The 19,916-nt window shown below is 41.2% G+C and carries 15 protein-coding genes; 14 read left to right on the forward strand and 1 reads right to left on the reverse strand.

The genetic code is table 11. The features are described 5' to 3' along the window. Positions 1 to 40: 40 nt before the first annotated feature. The 13 genes from F9802_RS14465 (at position 41) to brnQ (ending at position 14,872) form a co-directional block, all read left to right on the forward strand. Positions 41 to 1,564, forward strand: a complete 1,524-nt coding sequence (locus F9802_RS14465) for a Na+/H+ antiporter NhaC family protein (RefSeq protein WP_152153180.1) — start codon at positions 41 to 43, stop codon at positions 1,562 to 1,564. Positions 1,565 to 2,050: 486 nt separating this feature from the next. After that, positions 2,051 to 3,157 carry an ABC transporter substrate-binding protein gene (locus F9802_RS14470; RefSeq protein ID WP_152153182.1) on the forward strand — a complete coding sequence of 369 codons (1,107 nt, stop codon included), beginning with the start codon at positions 2,051 to 2,053 and terminating at the stop codon, positions 3,155 to 3,157. Beyond that, positions 3,147 to 3,971, forward strand: a complete 825-nt coding sequence (locus F9802_RS14475; RefSeq protein WP_152153185.1) for an alkaline phosphatase family protein — start codon at positions 3,147 to 3,149, stop codon at positions 3,969 to 3,971. The genes F9802_RS14470 and F9802_RS14475 overlap by 11 nt, the downstream gene beginning before the upstream one ends. Positions 3,972 to 3,991: 20 nt before the next feature. Beyond that, the gene (locus F9802_RS14480; RefSeq protein ID WP_152153187.1) at positions 3,992 to 4,828 is read left to right on the forward strand and encodes an ABC transporter permease; all 837 of its coding nucleotides are present in this window, start codon (positions 3,992 to 3,994) and stop codon (positions 4,826 to 4,828) included. Continuing rightward, positions 4,825 to 5,604 (forward strand): ABC transporter permease, encoded by a 780-nt coding sequence (locus tag F9802_RS14485; RefSeq protein WP_152153189.1) that lies wholly within the window; start codon positions 4,825 to 4,827, stop codon positions 5,602 to 5,604. Before F9802_RS14480 ends, F9802_RS14485 begins: the two co-directional genes overlap by 4 nt. Further along, entirely contained in the window at positions 5,601 to 6,605 is a 1,005-nt protein-coding gene (locus F9802_RS14490) for an ABC transporter ATP-binding protein (RefSeq protein ID WP_152153191.1), read from the forward strand. Before F9802_RS14485 ends, F9802_RS14490 begins: the two co-directional genes overlap by 4 nt. Continuing rightward, entirely contained in the window at positions 6,602 to 7,390 is a 789-nt protein-coding gene (locus F9802_RS14495) for a DeoR/GlpR family DNA-binding transcription regulator (RefSeq protein WP_225435367.1), read from the forward strand. The genes F9802_RS14490 and F9802_RS14495 overlap by 4 nt, the downstream gene beginning before the upstream one ends. Then, the gene (locus F9802_RS14500) at positions 7,384 to 8,391 is read left to right on the forward strand and encodes a histidinol phosphate phosphatase domain-containing protein (protein ID WP_152153193.1); all 1,008 of its coding nucleotides are present in this window, start codon (positions 7,384 to 7,386) and stop codon (positions 8,389 to 8,391) included. Before F9802_RS14495 ends, F9802_RS14500 begins: the two co-directional genes overlap by 7 nt. 225 nt (positions 8,392 to 8,616) lie before the next feature. Continuing rightward, positions 8,617 to 8,892 (forward strand): hypothetical protein, encoded by a 276-nt coding sequence (locus tag F9802_RS14505; RefSeq protein WP_152153195.1) that lies wholly within the window; start codon positions 8,617 to 8,619, stop codon positions 8,890 to 8,892. Between the two features lie 266 nt (positions 8,893 to 9,158). Continuing rightward, positions 9,159 to 9,362 (forward strand): hypothetical protein, encoded by a 204-nt coding sequence (locus F9802_RS14510; protein ID WP_152153197.1) that lies wholly within the window; start codon positions 9,159 to 9,161, stop codon positions 9,360 to 9,362. 225 nt (positions 9,363 to 9,587) lie between these two features. Continuing rightward, on the forward strand, positions 9,588 to 11,564 hold the full coding sequence (locus F9802_RS14515) for a methyl-accepting chemotaxis protein (protein ID WP_152153199.1): 1,977 nt from the start codon (positions 9,588 to 9,590) through the stop codon (positions 11,562 to 11,564). 253 nt (positions 11,565 to 11,817) lie between these two features. Beyond that, positions 11,818 to 13,473 carry a LysM peptidoglycan-binding domain-containing protein gene (locus F9802_RS14520; protein ID WP_152153201.1) on the forward strand — a complete coding sequence of 552 codons (1,656 nt, stop codon included), beginning with the start codon at positions 11,818 to 11,820 and terminating at the stop codon, positions 13,471 to 13,473. An 88-nt stretch (positions 13,474 to 13,561) separates the two neighbouring features. Next, a complete protein-coding gene (gene brnQ, locus F9802_RS14525) occupies positions 13,562 to 14,872 on the forward strand; it encodes a branched-chain amino acid transport system II carrier protein (RefSeq protein WP_152153203.1) in 1,311 nt (436 codons plus the stop codon). Positions 14,873 to 14,994: 122 nt separating this feature from the next. Here the strand turns inward: brnQ and F9802_RS14530 are convergent, their stop codons facing one another. Then, positions 14,995 to 18,045, reverse strand: coding sequence for an efflux RND transporter permease subunit (locus F9802_RS14530; protein ID WP_225435371.1), 3,051 nt, complete (start codon positions 18,043 to 18,045; stop codon positions 14,995 to 14,997). A gap of 398 nt (positions 18,046 to 18,443) precedes the next feature. On the opposite strand from F9802_RS14530, the gene F9802_RS14535 reads away from it, so the two are divergent. Further along, entirely contained in the window at positions 18,444 to 19,829 is a 1,386-nt protein-coding gene (locus F9802_RS14535) for a protoporphyrinogen oxidase (protein ID WP_152153207.1), read from the forward strand. Positions 19,830 to 19,916: the final 87 nt, after the last annotated feature.

A 19,916-nucleotide genomic window follows, 5' to 3' on the forward strand; every position in this document is an offset into this window, starting at 1 on the left:
CTTTGTCGAACAAATATCAACGAGATAGGAGCACAGAAAGATGGAACATATAGGATGGTTGTCTTTAATTCCACCAGTATTAGCCATTATAGCGGCTATTATGACTAAAAACGTTATTATTTCTTTATTTTTAGGTTCATTTTCGGGAGTTTTGATTTTAACAAAAGGAGCGCCGCTAACAGCAACGAAAACAATCATTGGCGATTATATATTTGCCCAATTAACAGATAGCTATAACGCTGCAGTTCTTGTGCTGCTTGTTTTTATCGGAGGATTTGTGGCTTTGATGGAGAAGTCAGGCGGGGCTGCAGCTTTCGCTGAAAAGGTAATAGGGTTTTTAAATACAAGAGCAAAAACACAAATGGCTGCTTGGTTTGGGGGAATTATAATTTTCTTCTCTGATCTGGGCACACCGCTTCTTGTTGGGCCGATTTTTGAAAAAGTATTTGATAAAGCAAAAATATCAAGAGAAAAGTTAGCGTGGATTGTTGACTCTACTTCATCTCCGGTAGCTGTTCTTATCCCATTCATTGGTTGGGGCGTTTATATTATGGGGCTTATTCAAAAAGAGTTTGAAGGTTTAAAGATTGCCGAGTCAGATTGGGATGCTTTTATTCAAGCGATTCCTTATCAGTTTTACCCAATATTGGCCGTATTGATGGTGCCTCTTGTGGCATTTTCAAAGCTCGAATTTGGAGCTATGGCAAGAGCGGAAAAGCGGGTTCAGGAAACGGGTGCACTACATTGGCCTAACTCCAAACCGTTGAGAAAGCCCGAAAATATGAAGGAATTGGAGAAAACAAAAAGCAAACCGATCTTGATCTGGCTTCCTCTTTTAGTTTTACTTGTTACGTTATTTGGAATGCTGATTCCGCTTGGATTTCCATTCCAAAAAATTGATGGCAGCGATTTTCGTGTTGCATTAAGTACGGCTTATTTATTTGCCGGCCTATTGCTTATTTTTATGATGGTGTACTACAAGGTGAAAAAGCTTGGAGAAGCCTTTGATATTTATGTATCGGGCATGCAAAAAATGATGACTGTCGCTGTCACGCTTGTATTAGCATGGTCGTTAGGAACAGTCATTAAAAATTTAGGCACAGCTAATTATATTGTAGAAAACATGGACGGTAATGTCCCAGTATTCCTTGTTCCTGTTATTTTGTTTATTGCGGGTGCATGTATGTCATTCGCAACGGGAAGCTCATGGGGCACATTTGCCATTATGATGCCTCTTGCCATTCCAATGGCGTTCCATCTTGATGCTTCTTTATATATATGCATTGGAGCTGTATTATCTGGAGGAGTATTTGGAGACCACTGTTCACCGATTTCTGATACAACCATTTTATCTTCGACAGGAGCAGGGTGTGATCATATTGATCACGTAAAAACGCAGATACCTTATGCGATTTTAAATGGATCGGCTGCATTGCTTGCTTATATTATAGCTGGTTTGACTTCAAGCATTCTATCACTTGTTGCAGCCATTGTATTCATGGTCACAGCGGTTGTCATCATTTCTAGATGGCAGCGCGGATTGATTTCTAGGTCTCACCCGTAATAAGGTGAAACTAATCTAATCTTTTTTGCCATAGGAGATTTACTCCTTCTAACTTAATTCCGAGAGCTTTGCCCTTTATTCTACAAAGAAGAGTCTATTGCCAGAAAAGCAATAGGCTCTTCTTTTTTTATTGTTTTTATTGTTTAGCGTCCTATCAAATAATCGCATGGTGGATCACTTTGTTAATGGAGCGGGTTTACGTCCAGTTGCAGCGCTTAGCCCTGCAACTAGACATGGGTGAAAGAACATTTTTGCCTAAGGCTGATCAAAGCGTTTACGCATTTGTTCTTTATAAAATGATAAATACTCACCTGTCGACAAAATCCTCCAATCTTCGGGGAGTGACAGGCACCATGTTGGATGTAAATGCTCTGTAAAGTGAAATTTACAAAGGTTTAGTGTGGGAAGGGTTTTTGTTTAATATTTGTTTTGTATATTCATAGTGTAATACAAAACAAAAACAAACATATTCAGGAGGAAATGACAATGTCTTGGAATCGTAATTGGAAAAAAGGAATAATCGGAGTCATGGCTGTTTCAATGTTAGCAGCTTGTTCATCAAACAATACTACTACAGGATCGAGCGCAGGAGCAGAAGCTGATTATAACGATTTGACATTGGCACAAATAGAAGAAAAAGCGAAAGAAGAAGGCAAAATCAATTCAGTTGGGATGCCGGATACTTGGGCAAACTGGGTGGAAACTTGGGAAGAGTTAGGAACAAAATATAGTTTACAACATTCTGATACAGATATGTCCAGTGCAGAAGAGTTAGCAAAATTTGCAGCGGAAAAAGAGGATGCAACAGCTGACATTGGTGATGTTGGGATTGCCTTTGGACCTATTGCAGAGGAGCAAGACTTAACGCTTTCTTATAAAACGTCTTATTGGGATGACATTCCGGAATGGGCGAAAGATGATGATGGAGACTGGATTGTTGGATATACAGGCACGATGGCATTTATTACAGACAAAAATAACGTAAAAAAGGCCCCGACGTCTTGGGAAGATTTAAAGAACGGTGATTACAAAGTAAGTATTGGTGATGCGCTGACAGCAAACCAAGCACAATTTGCTATATTAGCAGCTGCCTATGCTTTCGGTGGAGACGAAAAGAATATTCAACCGGGGATTGATTTCTTTGCAGAATTAGCGAAACAAGGTCGTTTATCTGGGGATCCAAGTGTCGCTAACTTAGAAAAAGGCGAAATTGATGTCGCTTTAATTTGGGACTTTAATGCACTAGGCTATCGCGAACAAATTGATGCAGCGCGTTTCGACGTAACGATTCCAGAAGAGGCATCAGTTACATCTGGTTATGCCACTATCATTAACAAGTATTCGAAAAACCCGCATGCTGCTATGTTGACTCGTGAATACATTCTTTCAGATGAAGGGCAAGAAAACTTAGCTAAAGGATACGCACGTCCAATTCGTGAAAATGTTGAATTACCAGAAGAAGTTCAATCCCTTCTATTACCAGATGACATGTATAAAAATGCCCAGCCAGTCAGCGATCAAAAAGTTTGGGAAGAAACAACGAAAAAGATTCCTCAAATGTGGCAAGAGCAGGTGCTAATCCATGTCAAATAATCGTTTAATTATGGTCGTTGTGGATGCGCTGCGTTTTGATACGGCATGTTCACATATGGGATTTATGCAGCATCTTGTTGAACAAGGAAAGGCCGCACGTTATGAAGTGAAGTCGGAAGTGCCTTCATTATCCCGCCCGCTTTATGAAACGATTTTGACTGGAACGCCACCTTTCGTCCATGGAATTGTTGGCAATGGAATTGTTCGATTATCGACGCAAGAAAGTCTGTTCCATTTAGCTAGCCGCAGCGGGAAGACAACCGCTGCGGCTGCCTATTATTGGGTAAGCGAACTTTACAATCATGCGCCATTTCGTCATGGAGTTGATCGAATTCAACTGGACAAAGATGCACCGATTGAAAATGGTCTGTTTTATTTTGAAGATCATTATCCGGATAGTCATTTATTTGCGGAAGCTAGGTGGCTCGTTTCAGAAAAGAAACCAGACTTTCTCTATATTCATCCGATGAATGTAGATGATGATGGACATAAATTTACAGCCGATTCTGTTCAATACCGAAATCGTGTGTTGGCTGCAGATGCCTTATTGGCTCTTACGTTGCCAGTATGGATGGACCTCGGTTACGACATTATCGTGACAGCTGATCACGGGATGACTAGCGATGGAAATCATGGTGGGAATACAGCGGATGATCGCCATGTTCCGTTATTTATTGCTTCTAATAAAGTGAAGCCGGTTATTCAAGATCAGCTCGTTTCCCAGCTGCAGGTGGCGCCGCTTGCCTGTCATTTGCTTGGAATTGATCCATCGGAAGCGATGGTTCCTCTAATCATACCTGGCTTAGTCGACTAAGAAAGGAAGACATCATGATTATGAATAGAAAAAAAAGCGTACTTCTCATATTAGTCCCGTTCGCTTTGTTGATGACGTTCTTTTTTCTCGTCCCGCTTATTTATATGTTAATAAGCAGTTTTTCAAATAGTGATGGGTTTACGTTAGAACATTATCAAGAAGCGTTATCAAGCTCTTATATTTTACAAGGGTTTAAAAACAGTTTAGCTTTGTCTGTCGTGTCAGCATTCGTCGCATTAGTCGTTTCCTTATTAGGGGTGTATGCGATGACACATTTTTCCGAACCGGTCCGCGAACGGTTATTGATTTTGTCCAATTTAACGTCTAATTTTTCGGGTGTCCCACTAGCTTTTGCCTTTATCGTTTTACTCGGAAACAGCGGTCTCTTTACATTAGCACTTGATTCGTTTGGCTGGGATTTATCTTTTTCGCTTTACAGTTGGTCAGGGCTATTGCTCATTTATATTTATTTTCAACTCCCGCTTACAATCATGCTTTTATATCCGATTTATTCCGGTATTCAGCAGCAATGGAAAGATGCCGCTGCGCTATTAGGCGCCTCTACGTTTGCGTTTTGGAAAAAAATCGGACTGCCTATTTTATTTCCTGGTATTGCGGGTACATTCACTATTTTATTCGCCAATGCGATGGGGGCATATGCATCTGCTTACGCCTTAACAGGAAGTAATTATAACTTAGCGGCCATTCGCATCGGATCACTCATTTCAGGGGATATTTTCGCTCAACCCGAATTGGCGAGTGCCATTGCTGTTTTACTAGGTGTGATCATGATTATCGGGATGCTGCTTAGCGAAGGGCTCATCAAGAAAACGAGAAAGGATTTGTCGAAACGATGAAGAAGTTTACAATCGTCATGCTCATCCTGATCGGTGTATATTTAGCTTTACCGATTTTTGCAACGGCTTTGTATGCCTTTTCAACCGAATGGAATAAAACCATTTTACCGGAAGGATTAACGTTCGAATGGATTCGTACATTATTTCAAGATACCCGCTTTGTAGAAGCGTTCGGCAGGTCAGTTCTTCTCTCAGGTGGAGCTGTGTTACTTTCCATTTTATTTATTGTGCCGGCGATTTTTGTGATCGTTTTATACTTCCCGTCATTTGAAAAATGGTTTCAGGCAAGTGTTGTGATGGTGTATGCCTTCCCTGGGATTATTTTATCAGTTGGTTTAATTCGGTTTTATTCAGGAACGAGTTTGCCGATGATACTCGCTGTTTTAGGTGTGTATGTGATTAGTGTGCTTCCCTATATATACCAAGGTACACGAAATAGCTTGCGGAATGTGCAAGGCCGTCAATTAATGGACGCGGCGGAATTATTAGGTGCTTCAAAAATAGAGGCTTTCCGTAAAGTGTTGCTTCCAGCGGTTTATCCAGGATTATTTGTCGCAGCTTTATTATCATTCTCTGTTTTATTTGGGGAATTTGTGTTGATTAACCTTGTAGTTGGTTCTCGTTTTGAAACGGTTCAAATTTATTTAATGTCGAAATTAAGTACAAGTGGTCATATTGCAAGCGCAATTGTGTTCGTGTACATCGTGTTGATGGGGATTTTGACGCTAGTGATGGCGATAGTAACGAAAAAAGCGAAAGGAATGACACGCGCATGAGTAACGTAGTGTTAAAAGACGTCCATAAACAATATCAACATACAAAAGTGCTTACTGGAATTGATATGAACATTGAAGATGGGGAATTTGTCACGTTACTTGGGCCAAGCGGCTGCGGGAAAAGTACGATCTTGCGTATATTATCCGGACTGACAGATGCGACAGGCGGCACGGTGATGATTGATGGGAAAGACATGAAGAACACTCCGCCGAAAAACCGCAAAGTAGGTATGGTGTTTCAATCCTACGCACTATTTCCGAATATGACCGTGTATGAAAATGTCGCGTTCGGTTTAAAAATGCACAAAAAACCAGTAAATGAAGTGGCAGAACGAGTAGGGAGAATGTTAGAACTCGTTGGTTTACAAGAGAAGAAAGGAGCGTATCCGCATGAGCTTTCTGGTGGACAGCAGCAACGGGTTGCGCTTGCCCGTTCACTCGTTGTTCGTCCGAAAGTATTGTTGCTGGATGAACCGTTAAGTGCGCTTGATGCTCAAATTCGGAAACATTTGCAAGTTGAACTTCGCACGATTCAACGTGAGCTTAACATGACGATGATTCTCGTTACACATGATCAAGAAGAAGCGATGTCCGTTTCCGATCGTATTTTCGTCATGAATAATGGGAAGATTGCACAAGCTGGAACACCGTCTGAAATTTATACACAGCCTAAAACCGAATTTGTTGCTAATTTCATTGGCAGGTACAATGTTTTTTCAAAAGAGCAGCTAGAGAAGTTGTTCGGGACTAATATAGCGATATCCGCACATAAATATGCGATTCGTCCAGAATCCATTCATTTACAATCCCGGGTCTCCTCTTACCCACTACGCGCACTTGCTGGCGATTCTGTTATGAATGGAAATGTCATCCGCACAACTTTTCATGCGGGCGATAAGTCATTTACGGCGGAACAACTGCATCACCGTGCCTCCGCTTTTGAACGAGGTACCGAATATCAATTATTCGTAGAACCAGAGGATGTAATTGCCTTATCGTGAATCAATTAAAGGAAGAACGCCAGCGTTTAATTATTCAATGGGTGAATGAGGAGAAACGTGTATCAGTTGCAAAAATGGCGACAAGGTTTTCTGTTACACCAGAAACGATTCGTCGAGATTTGACCGAGTTAGAAGAACGGGAACAGTTAACTCGGGTGCACGGTGGAGCTGTCTTATTTACAAAACTAGAAGAAGAACAAGCTTTTTTACGGAAGCTTGATATTAATCGGACAGAAAAAGAACAAATTGCTTTAGAAGCGGCATCAAGTATTGAAGACGGTGATACGATTGCAGTCGATGTTGGAACGACAACGGTTCATATGGCCGATTGTATTCAAAACGTGAAAAACTTAACCGTTGTGACGAATTCGATGGCGGCAGCAGATCGTTTTAACCAAGCGATTGAAGAGAAGCGAATGACAGGCAAGGTTATCATGTTAGGTGGAGTGACGAACCCTGCGCAATCTTCTGTTTCGGGTGCCATGACATTAGAGTGGCTAAGTCATATGCATATGGATAAAGCATTTATTTCCTGTGGCGGAATGGTTGCTGATACAATCTATGATTATGATTTAGATGAGTCGCTCGTTTCAGCCAAAATGATGGCAAGCAGCAAGAAGAATATTTTGCTTGCAGATTCATCAAAAATAGGCGTTCCGTCTTTCTTTTCGTTCGGTAAAGCGAGCCAATTCGATGAAGTCATAAGTGATCAGCTTTGTCCGAAAGAATGGCAAGAATGGTATAAACGATGGATTATCGCAAAGGGGAGTCGGACGGAATGTTAGTCGATTATCACGTACATCTAGAAGAAGGTCCGTATTCGTTTAGCTGGCTTGAACGTACAGCGAAAGCTATTGGACATTTTCAAGGGAACGAAGTGCAGGAATACGGGTCGAGAGCCAAAGTTGAACATCAAGTGAATCAGTTGCATAAGCGGCTGAATAGTGGTTGTTTCGGTGAAGAGTGGCTTGATTTATATTTAAAAAAAGCAAAGCAAATTGGTTTGAAAGAAGTCGGTGTTGTCGATCATTTGTATCGTTTTAAAGAAACAAAACATTATTTTGAAAAAGCGTTGAACCTTGATTCAACCGATTCAATTGGCGTATTGCAATCGTATTGGTTACAAAATGTCATGACGGAAAAGATGGATGAATTCGTTGATGCGATTACAGCTGCAAAAAAACGCTGGGAAAAAGAAGGCGTTTCATTAAAGTTAGGAATTGAAGCGGATTATTTTGTCGGACAAGAGCCTGAGCTAGAAGCACTCTTACAAGGAAAACCGTGGGACTATGTAATTGGTTCTGTTCATTTTGTAGACGGATGGGGATTTGATAATCCACAAACAGCCTCTCGCTTTGAAAAACTTGATTTAGAAGAGCTGTATACACGCTTTTATAAAACAGTTGAAAAAATGATCCGCTCAAACATGTTCGATTTTGTTGCACATTTAGATAATTTAAAAGTATTTGATTTCAAAGTAAACGATGAATCATTTAATCAAAAATGGTATGAACGCATTGCTGACGCATTAAAAGAGACGAATACCGCCACGGAAGTGAATGCGGGTTTATATTATCGCTATCCGGTCAAAGAAATGTGCCCATCTGTTGATTTTTTAACAACGATCGTGGGCAAAGGTGTACCGATTACCCTTTCTTCAGATTCACACTTTCCAGACGATCTTGGCAAATACGTTGCAGAAAACAAGAAATTGTTGCAGCAATTAGGTGCGCCGCACATAGCGACCTTTCATCAAAGAGAAAGAACCCTAGTACAGATCCAGTAAAATGGGTCTGTTTTTTATGAATTTATACAACTTTTGTACATCTTTGTCTTTTTTTATCTGTTGGAATGTTAAGGTAATAGCCATCAACAAGACACAATTTCATATTTTTAAGGTGGCAAAAATAAATCTTTTTCAATTCACTTCACTATCCTATGAATAAAAAAGGTATTGTTTTGCCATAGTAAGGACGTATTATTATCCAAAAATGATAAGGAGGACTTTGCTATGGAGGACCACACAAAAATGAGCTGGAAAAATGACAATGGTATCTCTCGATTGCGTAATTCTGTAGAAAATGTAACGACAGCTGTAGGACAAGCTCAATCGCATCCTACTCAGCAATTGATCCAACAAGCGCAAAATATGATTGATCGAGCAGATAATGCGGTCAGTAATGCTCTTCAAAATAGTGAACATCTGGAATCCGTTAATAGTCTTCAAGAGCAGTTGAATCAAAATAAGGAGCAATTACAGCAGTTGCAGCCGCTAAAGGATGAATAAAGAAAAAATATTTGGCAACATGCAGCAAAATCATTTTGAATAAGAGGAAGAAGCTCACCAGAATTTATCATTGGTGAGCTTTTTTAGTATTTGGAGTCTGATCTGATGAATTTTAATTTTCTGAAAAGTTTTTAAAGAATTCGTTAAGCAAATATAAAGAAATAATAACAACTGTTAAGAATTGTAAAAGAGCCTTTTAATTTTCTTTAAAGCTTGTATGATAATCTTGTAACTCAAATTGGAACAATCGGGGAGGCAAAGGAAAGATGAGAAACCTTAAACAATGGCTTTTAGTATTAATGGCATCTTTCATGTTAATGGGTATTGCCACAGGTTGCAGCAGCGATAATACTGAAACAGACGGAACGGGAACGGAAGAGAATCAAACTACTGAAACAGATGGAACAGAAACGGAAGATGGTACAGAAACTGAAGAAGAGACACAAACAGAAGAAGATAGCCAAAAATAAGAAAGCGGGGGGCTAGGCCATTATTGGTCCAGCCCCTTAAAAAAGGAGCCATGTCCTCGATTTAAAGGGCATGGCTCCTTTTTTAAGTCATTATAAGGGTGAATGTCCACTACGGAAAAGCCCTAGCGATAAATATCTAAAAAAACTAAATAACTGTCTAGTTTTGTCGATAAATAAATATGTGATTTATTTTTTGATGTTTTAAAAAACTTTGAGGTGAAACTTGTGAATTTGAAAAGGAAGCTTATTGTTTGGTTTATTGTTGTAGCTGTTGTAGCCATTGTGCCTATAACAATTCTAGGTCTCAAAAGTGTTGAAAAACAGGCCACTCAGAGAATTGATGCCAAATTGTCAGGGACTGTGGATGCGGCTGCCAGTGAGTTGAACGGCTGGATTGAGAGCAATACGAAAGTGGTGGAGACGATTGGCACGGTCATTCAGGATGCGGTGCCGAAGGAGCAAGTGAAGAATACTCATTTGCAGGCGTTCCAAAGGGACTCTAACTCACAGAATATCTCGGCTCTCTTCGTCGGCTATGAAGACGGGACATTCATTGATGGCTCAGGCTGGGTACCGGAAAGCGGTTATGATGCGCGAACAAGGCCGTGGTACGCGGAAGTGAAAAAGTCGGGCAAACTGAGCTATTCAGATCCGTACTTGGAAAAGGTAACAAATTCATCTACTGTATCGATCAGCGTACCGTTGTTAAATAAAAACGGTGGTTTTGAAGGAGTGATTGCGGGAGAGGTCAATTTGTCTACGATTACGGATACGATCAAAAAAGTCAAATTAGATGGTGATGGCTATGCGTTCCTCATCGATAAGAACAGTACGATTCTTAGTCATCCCGATGATAAATTGTTTAACAAAAAAATGTTGGATGATGCTAATCTGAAACCGCTCGTTGTTGACATGTTAGCTAGTGAATCTGGAAAAAAGGAGTACGTAGTTCAAAACGAAGAAAGATTGATGATGTACAAAAAAATCCCGAGCACAGACTGGGTAGTGGCTGCTTCGGTTTCTAAAGACGCGGCTTATAAAGAATTTTACTCTCTGCGAAATCAATATGTACTGATGAGTATAGGAACATTGATCATCGTGGCTTTTCTTGCTTTTATGATTGCAACGAGAATGGTAAAGCCACTCGTCAGACTTAAAGAAACATCTCAAAAAATGTCTCAAGGTGATTTAACGGCTCATGTAGCTGTGAAGGGAAGAGATGAAATCGCAGACTTGGGCCATTCATTTAACGCTATGTCCGATAATTTAAGGGGACTCATTCAAAAGGTGGCTGATTCTGCAGTTATTGTAGATTCAACCTCTCAGAATGTGTACAATCATGCGGAAAACACCGGAAGAATAGCGGAACAAATTTCAACTGCTGTAGAAGAACTTGCTAATGGATCGGCTGAGCAGGCACAGTCCGTACACTCGGGCTCGGAGATGGTGGCAGGCATGACAGAATCTGTACATAGCATCTCACAAAATGTTGAACAAACGGTCCATATGATAGATGAAGCGAACCATGCAATGAAGAACGGGGTTGAGATCGTCGTCAATCAAGTCGATCTGGCAAAAGAAAGTAGAGATACCACCATTCGTGTGGGAGAATCTATTGAGCTATTAGCTGAAAAATCTCAAAAGATTGAAGAAATTGTAGGTGTTATTCATAATATTGCGGAGCAAACGAATCTGCTTTCTCTTAATGCTGCCATTGAAGCTGCACGTGCCGGTGAACACGGAAAAGGTTTCTCCGTGGTGGCCGAAGAGGTTAGGAAGCTGGCCGAACAATCAGCGGTTTCGAGCGAGAGCATTATCGCATTGATTAAGGAAATACAGTATGCCAGTAAGAAGAGTGTAAGCGAAGTTGCAACGGCAATAGATGTAGCGCAGAAACAAGAAGCTGCAGTGAACGAAACGAAAGCGTCTTTTGATAAGATCGAACAATCAGTTGAAGGAATTGTTGTCCAAATTCAGGAAGTGTCTTCGGCTGCGGAAGATTTGCATATGAATGCTTCTAATATCTCTGAAGTCATCTCTAATGTTGCTGCGGTGGCAGAAGAAAGTGCAGCCTCTACCGAAGAAGTCGCTGCCTCAACACAGGAGCAGGCGACTTCGGTCATGAAAATATCGGAACTGTCCGAAGATTTAACGCAAAATGCCGATGTCCTGCTGAAGGAAGTGCAAAAATTCAAGATATAGGTTATTAGCCGCCATAGCTGGATAGGTGTTTTGGGAAGTATGAGCGTAATAGAGTCCGTCCCCCGCTGTTTTAAACAAGCAGGGGACGGACTTTTTTTCGTTTCAAAAGCCTCAAGTGTTAGGTGGGGGAGTGCTTATTGTTGAACTTCACGTTGCCTATACAAATAGCATAGCATATGGACAGAGAGGTGAAGACACGTAAACTTATTGATACATTGCTGGAATGTATTTTAATTATAAGGAAGTGAGAAAGGTGCAACTTTTTTATACGGTTCGTCCTGGTGATACATTGTACCAGATTTCAAGGAGGTGGGAACTTCCGGTCGAATCCCTTATTGCAGCAAATAATTTGATTTCTCCGTATACGATATTTGTGGGCCAACAGTTATCGATTCCGCCAGGTGTCAACGCATATCGCGTGCAGCCGGGGGATACAGTTGTTCGAATTTCTCAAATTTACGGAGTGCCGGCATTCATTATTATAGAAGCTAATCGGCTTCAGCCTCCTTATGTCATTCAGGTCGGCCAGCTGCTGAAAGTTCCGCCTGGCGTTTCTTATTATACGGTTCAACCTGGCGATACGCTGTTTCAGATCGCGAGAAGGTATAACGTGATAACGGGAGGGCGGAGTAATTACGAGCTGATTCGGCAAGTAAACCAACTTCCATCCTTCAACTTATTCCCAGGTATGAAATTAACCATTCCTTACGCCCCTCCCGGTGACCAAGGATTGATCGCTTACACGTCTGATCGTAGTGGACATGACGATATTTGGTTATATAGCCCTCAAAACGGAGGCAATGTACAGTTAACAAACGAATTGGGCGACTCATTCTCAAAACCGATATGGTCGCCGGACAGCAGTAAAATCGCTTTTGTAGGGAAGAACAGAATTCTCTATATCATCTTTGTCACTGCCGGTTCAATAGCGAGTATTGACCAGTTGGACGAAGGGGCTGAATTCGGTTTGGATTGGTCACCAGATAGTGAACGGTTGGCTTATGCGAAGCAGAACCATATGATCTTGTATAACGTTATGTCACACGAATCACAAAGCATCAGGCAGCCTGGTGCCTCCAATGTTGAGTGGTTTCCAAGCGGTACGGAGCTGCTGTTTCAAGCACCGGACGCATCAAATATCAGTCAGCTTTTCCGTATTCGAACAGATGGAACTGGTAAACAGCAAATAACAAGAAACACGGGCGGTCCTCTCCATAATGCCCGTTTATCTCCCGATGGAACTTTTGCGCTGTATACAACTCCTGGTGCCAGTATTTCGATCATTCACACGGTGGAGCTTTTAACAAATAATGTGTATGAAGTGAAGGGAGGACCGCTCGCCAAAAATTATTTCCCGGAATGGTCCCCTAATTCTTCGCTAATAGCATATAACGCTACTGCTTTTGACGACAGAGGATATTTTTCGCAGATCAGAACTGTGGGACGCCGAGGGGAAGATGATCGGATATGGGCGATCTCCAATTGCTTTTCGGCACCTGTCACTTGGTCACCGAATGGAAGGAAAATCGCTTATCTTTCCGGTTGCAAGGAACAGGAATTTGCCAATGAGATGTGGGTTGTTGATCTTGAACACCCTGTCCCCATCCGGCTTCTTGAAGGAGCTCGAATCATGTCTTTGCAGTGGTCGCCTTCGCCTATTATTGATTTACCTAAAAAGACATATACCAACCCGCTCTACAAAGTTACCTTCCAATATCCGTCACACCGGCAAAAAATAAACAATGAAAGATACGAAGGAGTTGACGGCTTCTTTCAAATTTCAGCCATTTCCGCACGTCAAAATATTGATGAGGTATGCCGCGGTGAAGCATTCCATCATTTAATGCCCTATGGCTCAAGCCCCCGTATTAGCCCCCAGTTAGTTTTAAAAAATGATCGAGGAGAATAATTTGAATTATTTAACTTATTGATTTGTGTAGATACGAAGGGTGGGAGTTGTTATACTTTGTTTTATTCATTTGAAAGGAAAAAACATTATGAAGCCCCTTACTCCAAAAGAACTTATTTTTATTAGTTTTATGTTATTTTCTATGTTTTTTGGAGCGGGTAATTTAATATTTCCCGCTTTTTTAGGCCGGTCTGCCGGTCATGATATTTGGCTGGCTTTAGCAGGGTTTATTATTTCGGCTGTCGGTCTTCCTATTCTTGGGGTTTTAACTGTAGCGAAAGCAGGCAGTTTCGAAGCGCTTACGAAAAAAGTGCATCCTCTGTTTGCCGTTATTTTCCCGTTTCTAATTTATATTTCAATCGGCCCTGGGCTGGCTATTCCGCGTGCTGGAACGATTGCCTTTGAGATGGGCATGAAACCGTTTGTTCCTGAAACGCTGGCCACTCAGTCCTATATGTTGCTGCTTTATACGATTGTTTTCTTTAGTGTCGTTTTATGGTTAAGTTTATCTCCTTCCAAACTCGTCGATCGATTTGGAAAGTTATTGACTCCGATTCTTTTGTGCATAATTTTTATCATCTTTATTAAGAGCCTGTTCACGCCGATAGGTTCGTTTAGTGCTCCTTCTGGGAATTATCAAGACGGCCCTCTTATTAAAGGTTTTTTAGACGGCTACTTAACAATGGATGCATTGGCGGCGCTTGTGTTTGGAATTGTAGTTGCTAATACGATTCGTGCTAAAGGTGTAGAAGATCCTAAGAAGGTTTCTAAATATATGATGATAGCCGGAATTGGAGCCGGAACATTGCTTGCGGTCATCTATAGCATTCTAGGCTATCTTGGCGCCTCAAGTGCTGCACTTGGACAGGCTGATAACGGGGCAAAAGTGTTAACGATTGTCATGAATGAACTTTTCGGTCAGGCTGGGACGATCATGCTGGGAGCATTATTTACACTCGCTTGTCTATGCGTATCAATCGGTCTTGTCATTTCCTGCAGTCAATATTTTTCAAGTAATTTATCCGCGTTATCTTATAAAGGATGGGCGACTGTGTTAGTTTTATTGAGCACAGTTGTGGCGAATCTAGGATTGACACAAATTCTCGCGGTGTCTGTTCCGATTCTTGGTGCCATTTACCCAATGGCTGTTGTGCTCATCATTCTTGGATTGTTTGATTCCTATATAAAAAGAACAAAGGCTGTTTATTTTACATCCATTTTGTTAACAGGTTTATTTAGTTTGACAGAAACGATCAATGTTACGTTCTTATCCCGCTCCCTCGATGCGATTTTAGGGTATTTCCCACTTTACGAGCAAGGGGTTGGCTGGATCGTTCCGTCCCTTCTTGGGATGGTGATCGGGTTGCTTTGCGGCAAGAAAAAGCAACTGCAAGCCTAATAGGACAAAATAAACACAAAAGCGAGCACGGAAAATTATATTGCAAATATAAAAAAAGATTTATGTAAAAGAACCCTTCTAGACAATGGCGTATAGCCTGTCTAGAAGGGTTTCTTCTATTATTAACTTACATTTTCAGGTACAGCAGAAACTTCAGCCCTGGCTTTTTTCCCCTTTTTTCTTAGCCGGTCAAAACGAAAGCGGGAGGTTGTGAACAGGTAGTACACGGCCGGGATCAGCAATAAGGTGATAAAGGTGGCAAACATGAGACCGGATATGATCACAGTTGCCAGTGGTGCTTGATAATTGCCGGAAGTACCGGATGCCAGAGCTAAAGGAAGCATTCCGCCGGCTGTTGTTAAGGTTGTCATGAAAATCGGCCGAATGCGGTTTCTTCCCGCTTCAACAAGTGCATGTTCAACAGAACTCCCTTCTTTGCGGAGCTGATTTGTCCGGTCAATGAGCAGGATGGCATTGTTTAAAACGATGCCAATAAGCATGACGATCCCCATTCCCGACATAAGGTTAAGCTCCATTTGGGTAATAAATAATCCCAGAATAACTCCTACAATCGTCATTGGGATGACCGACATCACGATGAACGGGTGGCCCAAATGGTTAAACTGAACGGCCATCACAAGGTACACTAAGAAAAGCGCAATCGCTAATACGAAAACCATATCCATAATTAATTCTTGCTGCTGTTCCAGGTCTCCCGCCACAGCGACTGTATATCCTGTCGGGGCCTCAAAGTCTTCTATTAACTTTTGTACATCCCGATTAACTGCTCCGAGATCTTTTCCTTCAATATCGGCTGAAATGGAGATAAGCCGCTCCCCGTCCACATGGGAAATTTCATTTGGAGTATCCACACTTTTCAATTCTATAAAGGTAGATAACTTTTGTTCCCCGTCTCGAACAGGAACCTTTAAGTTCAAAAGAGATGCTTTCGTATTCGTCTCTTCCGCCCATTTTATCGCTAATGGGACGTTTTCGTCATTGATCGTCATCTCGCCGACAGGCGTTTGCAAAAAGGCCTGTTCCATAAATTGTTTAATTTGGAGCTGTGACAATCCAGCCTTCTCAATTTCTTCCTGCTTTAATACAACAACCTGCTCCTGAGAAGTGCGTTCCATAGAGTTTGTCACTCCAACAATCCCATCAACCGCCTGAAGTTCTTTTATAAAACCATCTGCAATTGTCTGTAACTGGTCGAAGCTTTCTCCTTTAATATTCACTTGAACGGGTGAGCTTCCACCGCCAGACATAACACTCTGGACATTTTCAATCGGCTGTGTTTCCTGCAGCTTGCGTAACGATTTTAGGATTTCTTCATTTATTTCCTTTTGTTCTCGTTTAATATCATTGCCCTTCGTCATATTGATAATGGTATAAAACATCCCGCCATTATCCATGACGTAATTTGACTCTACGTCTTCAATCGAATAGAGTGTTTCATTTATTTCTTGTGCAAGTTCTTCTTTCTCCTCAATAGAAAGACCTGTTTCTAAATCGACCATTAACTCAGTATAGCGGTTGAACATATCTGGCATGATGGTCATTGGTATTTTCGTTACAAGCAATAACGAGCCGATGAACATCATGGAAAAGAGAACAATAACCGCAAAACTGTGGCGCTTTTTCTTAATCGTCCAGGATACTGCTCTGCTGTAGCCTCGCAGGAAAGCTCCTTCCTTACGGGATTTCTTTGGTTGCTGAAGCTTCAAAAATTTTTCCGAAAGAGAGGGGATAAGTGTAAAAGCTACGATGACGGAGCTTATGAGCGTAATGGCTACAACTGCTGATAACATAATCATGAATTGACCCATTTCGCCCCCGATCAGCCCAATCGGCAGAAATACTACAATCGTCGTTAACATGGATGCAATGACAGCTGCAGCCACTTCTTTTGTGCCTTCTAACACAGCATCAAACTTGGTTAGACCCTGTTCTTTCTTTCTGTATATCGATTCAAGTATAACGATCGAGGAATCGACCATCATTCCGATCCCCAGCCCAAGCCCAATCAATGTTAAAATATTAAAACTATAATCAAACATCCACATTGCCGCAAAGGTAAGTAACGCGGAGGTTGGAATCGACAGGCCAATAATAAAGGTAGCCCGGAGGTTACGCAAGAAAAGCAGGAGAACCGCAATTGCGATGATTCCGCCAATCAAAATATTGTTTGTCACTCCATTAATAGATTCTTTTACATAGTCAGCTTGCGCTACCATTTCGTTTAATTCAAAGCCTTTAACAAGGTTTTCTTTGCGAATGTTTTCAATTTCAGCACGCACAGCTTCTGCCATTTCAATTTGTGTAACGCCAGAAACACGGCCGACCTGGACGAAAATAAAATCCTTCGTTCCATTTTTCCAGACAAAAGAGGAGTTTTCCAGCGGTTGTAAAGAAACATCAGCTACGTCTTTTAATTCAATGAAACCAGTTTGGGAAGGAACTTTAATGTTTTTTACATCATCAAGGTTCTCTAATTTCGTACTCCAGCGAAGGGAAGGGGATTCCTTATCATTGCTTAATTCGCCTAAAGTTGCTTCATTGTTTACTTGCTCAATGGCCTGAACCACTTGCATAACATCCAACCCATTTTTCGTCATTTCTTCACGGTCAAATTCAATGGTAACTTCGTGCTCTAAAATTCCTGCAAGCGATACGTCTCTTACTTCAGGTAATGCTTCTAATCTCGGTTCCAAAACATTCTTCGCAAAGGAGGAGATTTTATCCATATTTCCGCCAGATACATCCATGAAAAATTCGTAGTTCTGGCTCGCTCCATATTGCCCTGCTGCGACATCCGTTATTCCGGACATCTCAGCCTTTGAGGAATTAACAATCGATTCAACTTCCTTGTACAGCTCTTCTCCTCGTCCGCGCTCAAAAGTTATTTGAAGGGAACTTCTACCTATATTCGTTGTTGAGTGGATGCTTTCCACGCCGTCAATCCCTTCAATTTTCTGTTCCAAGGGAGTTGTAATGGTCCGTTCCACTTCAATGGCAGCCATTTCGCCAGCACTGATCTCCACATAAGCACCATCCATCCCTATTGATGGCATTAACTCTTTGTCTAAATTAAAAACCGAATAGCTTCCAATCATTACAACTAAAGCAACCATTAATCCAACTAAAATTTTTCTCTGAACAATAAATTTCATTAGTTTCACAATCATTCTCCTTTTGTCCCAATAGTTTAAAACTACAATCAAGGAAAAAATACCCAAGACAATTATACATGCAAAAAATGAGTAATTAACCAATTTTTCATAAAAATAACAAAATATTTAAAAAAATGAAGTTAAGTGAATTTGACGGAGGTGATTGTTACATGTTTAATTAAAAGGTTAAATTTAACATGTTCTATAGTTCAATCTTATCTTCATTTCTGATCCTTCATAACGAACCAAAGACAGATTTACATCTAAGACTCTAGACGTAGAAGAGTATGATAGACAAAGGTGGATTAGAAGAATAGAATGAAGCACTAAGTCCAAGACAAACCATTGTGGTACACTTTAGGTGACTGGAAATGGAACATAGATAGGGGTGTACACAAGTGAAAACAGTCCTAGTAATAGGCGGAGGCATTACAGGATTAGCTGCCATGTATGAATTGCAAAAATGGAAAAAAGAAAATCGATCAGATGTAAGGCTAGTACTTGCAGAAGCGTCTGCCGAACTCGGCGGGAAAATTCGCACGGTAAAAGATAACGGTTTTGTGATGGAAGCAGGAGCAGATTCTATTGTCACGCGTAAAGCGAGTACGTTGTCATTCATTGAAGAACTCGGTTTGGAAAGTGAAGTAGTATACAATGCGACAGGCCGGTCGTTTATATATACAGAAGGAGAATTAAAGTCTATTCCTGCCGAGTCTGTATTCGGTATTCCAGCGAGTGTAGAATCGTTAGCGACAAGCACGCTCGTTTCTGCGGAAGGAAAAGTAGAGGCCTTGAAAGACTTTTATACAAAAAATGAAACGTTCACAAAAAACGATTCAATCGGTGCGTTTCTTGAACATTTTTTCGGAAAAGAATTAGTTGAAAAGCAAATCGGCCCTGTTCTCTCCGGTGTTTATTCCGGCAAGCTCAGCGACTTAACGATTGCTGCCACACTGCCGTATGTGTTTGATTATAAAGAACAATACGGCAGTATTATAAAAGGGTTTGAAGCAAATAAAGAAAAGTTCCAAAGCGGCGGCGACAAAAAGTTTCTTTCTTTCAAAAGCGGCTTGAGCGCACTTATAGATGCGTTTGAAAGAAAGCTTGAGGACGTTGAAATTTTAAAGAATATAACAGCAAGCAAGATAGAAAAAGTCAACAATCGTTATCAAGTGTCTTTTACAAACGATGAAGCGATTGAAGCGGATTATGTCGTACTCAGTATTCCTCATACAGCTGCGGAAACATTATTTAATAATGAGGAAATCGAAAAAGAGTTTGCCCAGTTGAAAAATAGCTCGCTGATCAGTGTGTACGCTGGCTTTGATGTACCCGACAGTCTTCTTCCGGCAGACGGAACTGGTTTTATCACAAGAAACAGTGAAGAATTGTCATGTAATGCCTGCACATGGACAAGTCGGAAGTGGAGGCACACCTCAGAAACTGGAAACTTGCTCGTAAGGCTGTTTTATAAAAGCAGCCACCCGTCATTTGTCGATTTACAAGAAATGAACGAAAAAGAACTGCTTCAAGTAGCGCTTGCCGATATTAATAAAAGCCTTGGCATAACAGCCGAGCCGATTGTAAGTGAAGTAACAAAATGGTCGGATAACATGCCGAATTATTTGATTACCCATTGCCAAAGCGTGGAAGCGCTCGAAAGGGAACTTGCAGCAACTTATCCACGGATCATGCTCGCAGGCTGCTCGTATTACGGCGTCGGCATTCCCGACTGTATCGAAAACGGAGAAAGCACCGCGAGAAAGATCATTGAATTACTTTAACAAAACAGGGCAGGCCATGAAGCGGCTGCCCTGTTTTTGTGTCTATTGTGTCTCCGTCGTTTATTTAGTTGTGGGGCATCAAATTCT

The sequence above is a fragment of the Bacillus aerolatus genome (assembly GCF_009183655.1).
Lineage (GTDB): Bacteria > Bacillota > Bacilli > Bacillales > Domibacillaceae > Pseudobacillus > Pseudobacillus aerolatus.

Bases quoted from the DNA above. Each gene is read 5' to 3' on its own strand.
- brnQ (WP_152153203.1), top strand. From the start codon at position 13,562: ATGAAGCCCCTTACTCCAAAAGAACTTATTTTTATTAGTTTTATGTTA.
- F9802_RS14470 (WP_152153182.1), top strand. From the start codon at position 2,051: ATGTCTTGGAATCGTAATTGGAAAAAAGGAATAATCGGAGTCATGGCT.
- F9802_RS14465 (WP_152153180.1), top strand. From the start codon at position 41: ATGGAACATATAGGATGGTTGTCTTTAATTCCACCAGTATTAGCCATT.
- F9802_RS14485 (WP_152153189.1), top strand. From the start codon at position 4,825: ATGAAGAAGTTTACAATCGTCATGCTCATCCTGATCGGTGTATATTTA.
- F9802_RS14510 (WP_152153197.1), top strand. From the start codon at position 9,159: ATGAGAAACCTTAAACAATGGCTTTTAGTATTAATGGCATCTTTCATG.
- F9802_RS14475 (WP_152153185.1), top strand. From the start codon at position 3,147: ATGTCAAATAATCGTTTAATTATGGTCGTTGTGGATGCGCTGCGTTTT.
- F9802_RS14500 (WP_152153193.1), top strand. From the start codon at position 7,384: ATGTTAGTCGATTATCACGTACATCTAGAAGAAGGTCCGTATTCGTTT.
- F9802_RS14490 (WP_152153191.1), top strand. From the start codon at position 5,601: ATGAGTAACGTAGTGTTAAAAGACGTCCATAAACAATATCAACATACA.
- F9802_RS14480 (WP_152153187.1), top strand. From the start codon at position 3,992: ATGAATAGAAAAAAAAGCGTACTTCTCATATTAGTCCCGTTCGCTTTG.
- F9802_RS14505 (WP_152153195.1), top strand. From the start codon at position 8,617: ATGGAGGACCACACAAAAATGAGCTGGAAAAATGACAATGGTATCTCT.
- F9802_RS14530 (WP_225435371.1), bottom strand. From the start codon at position 18,045: ATGAAATTTATTGTTCAGAGAAAAATTTTAGTTGGATTAATGGTTGCT.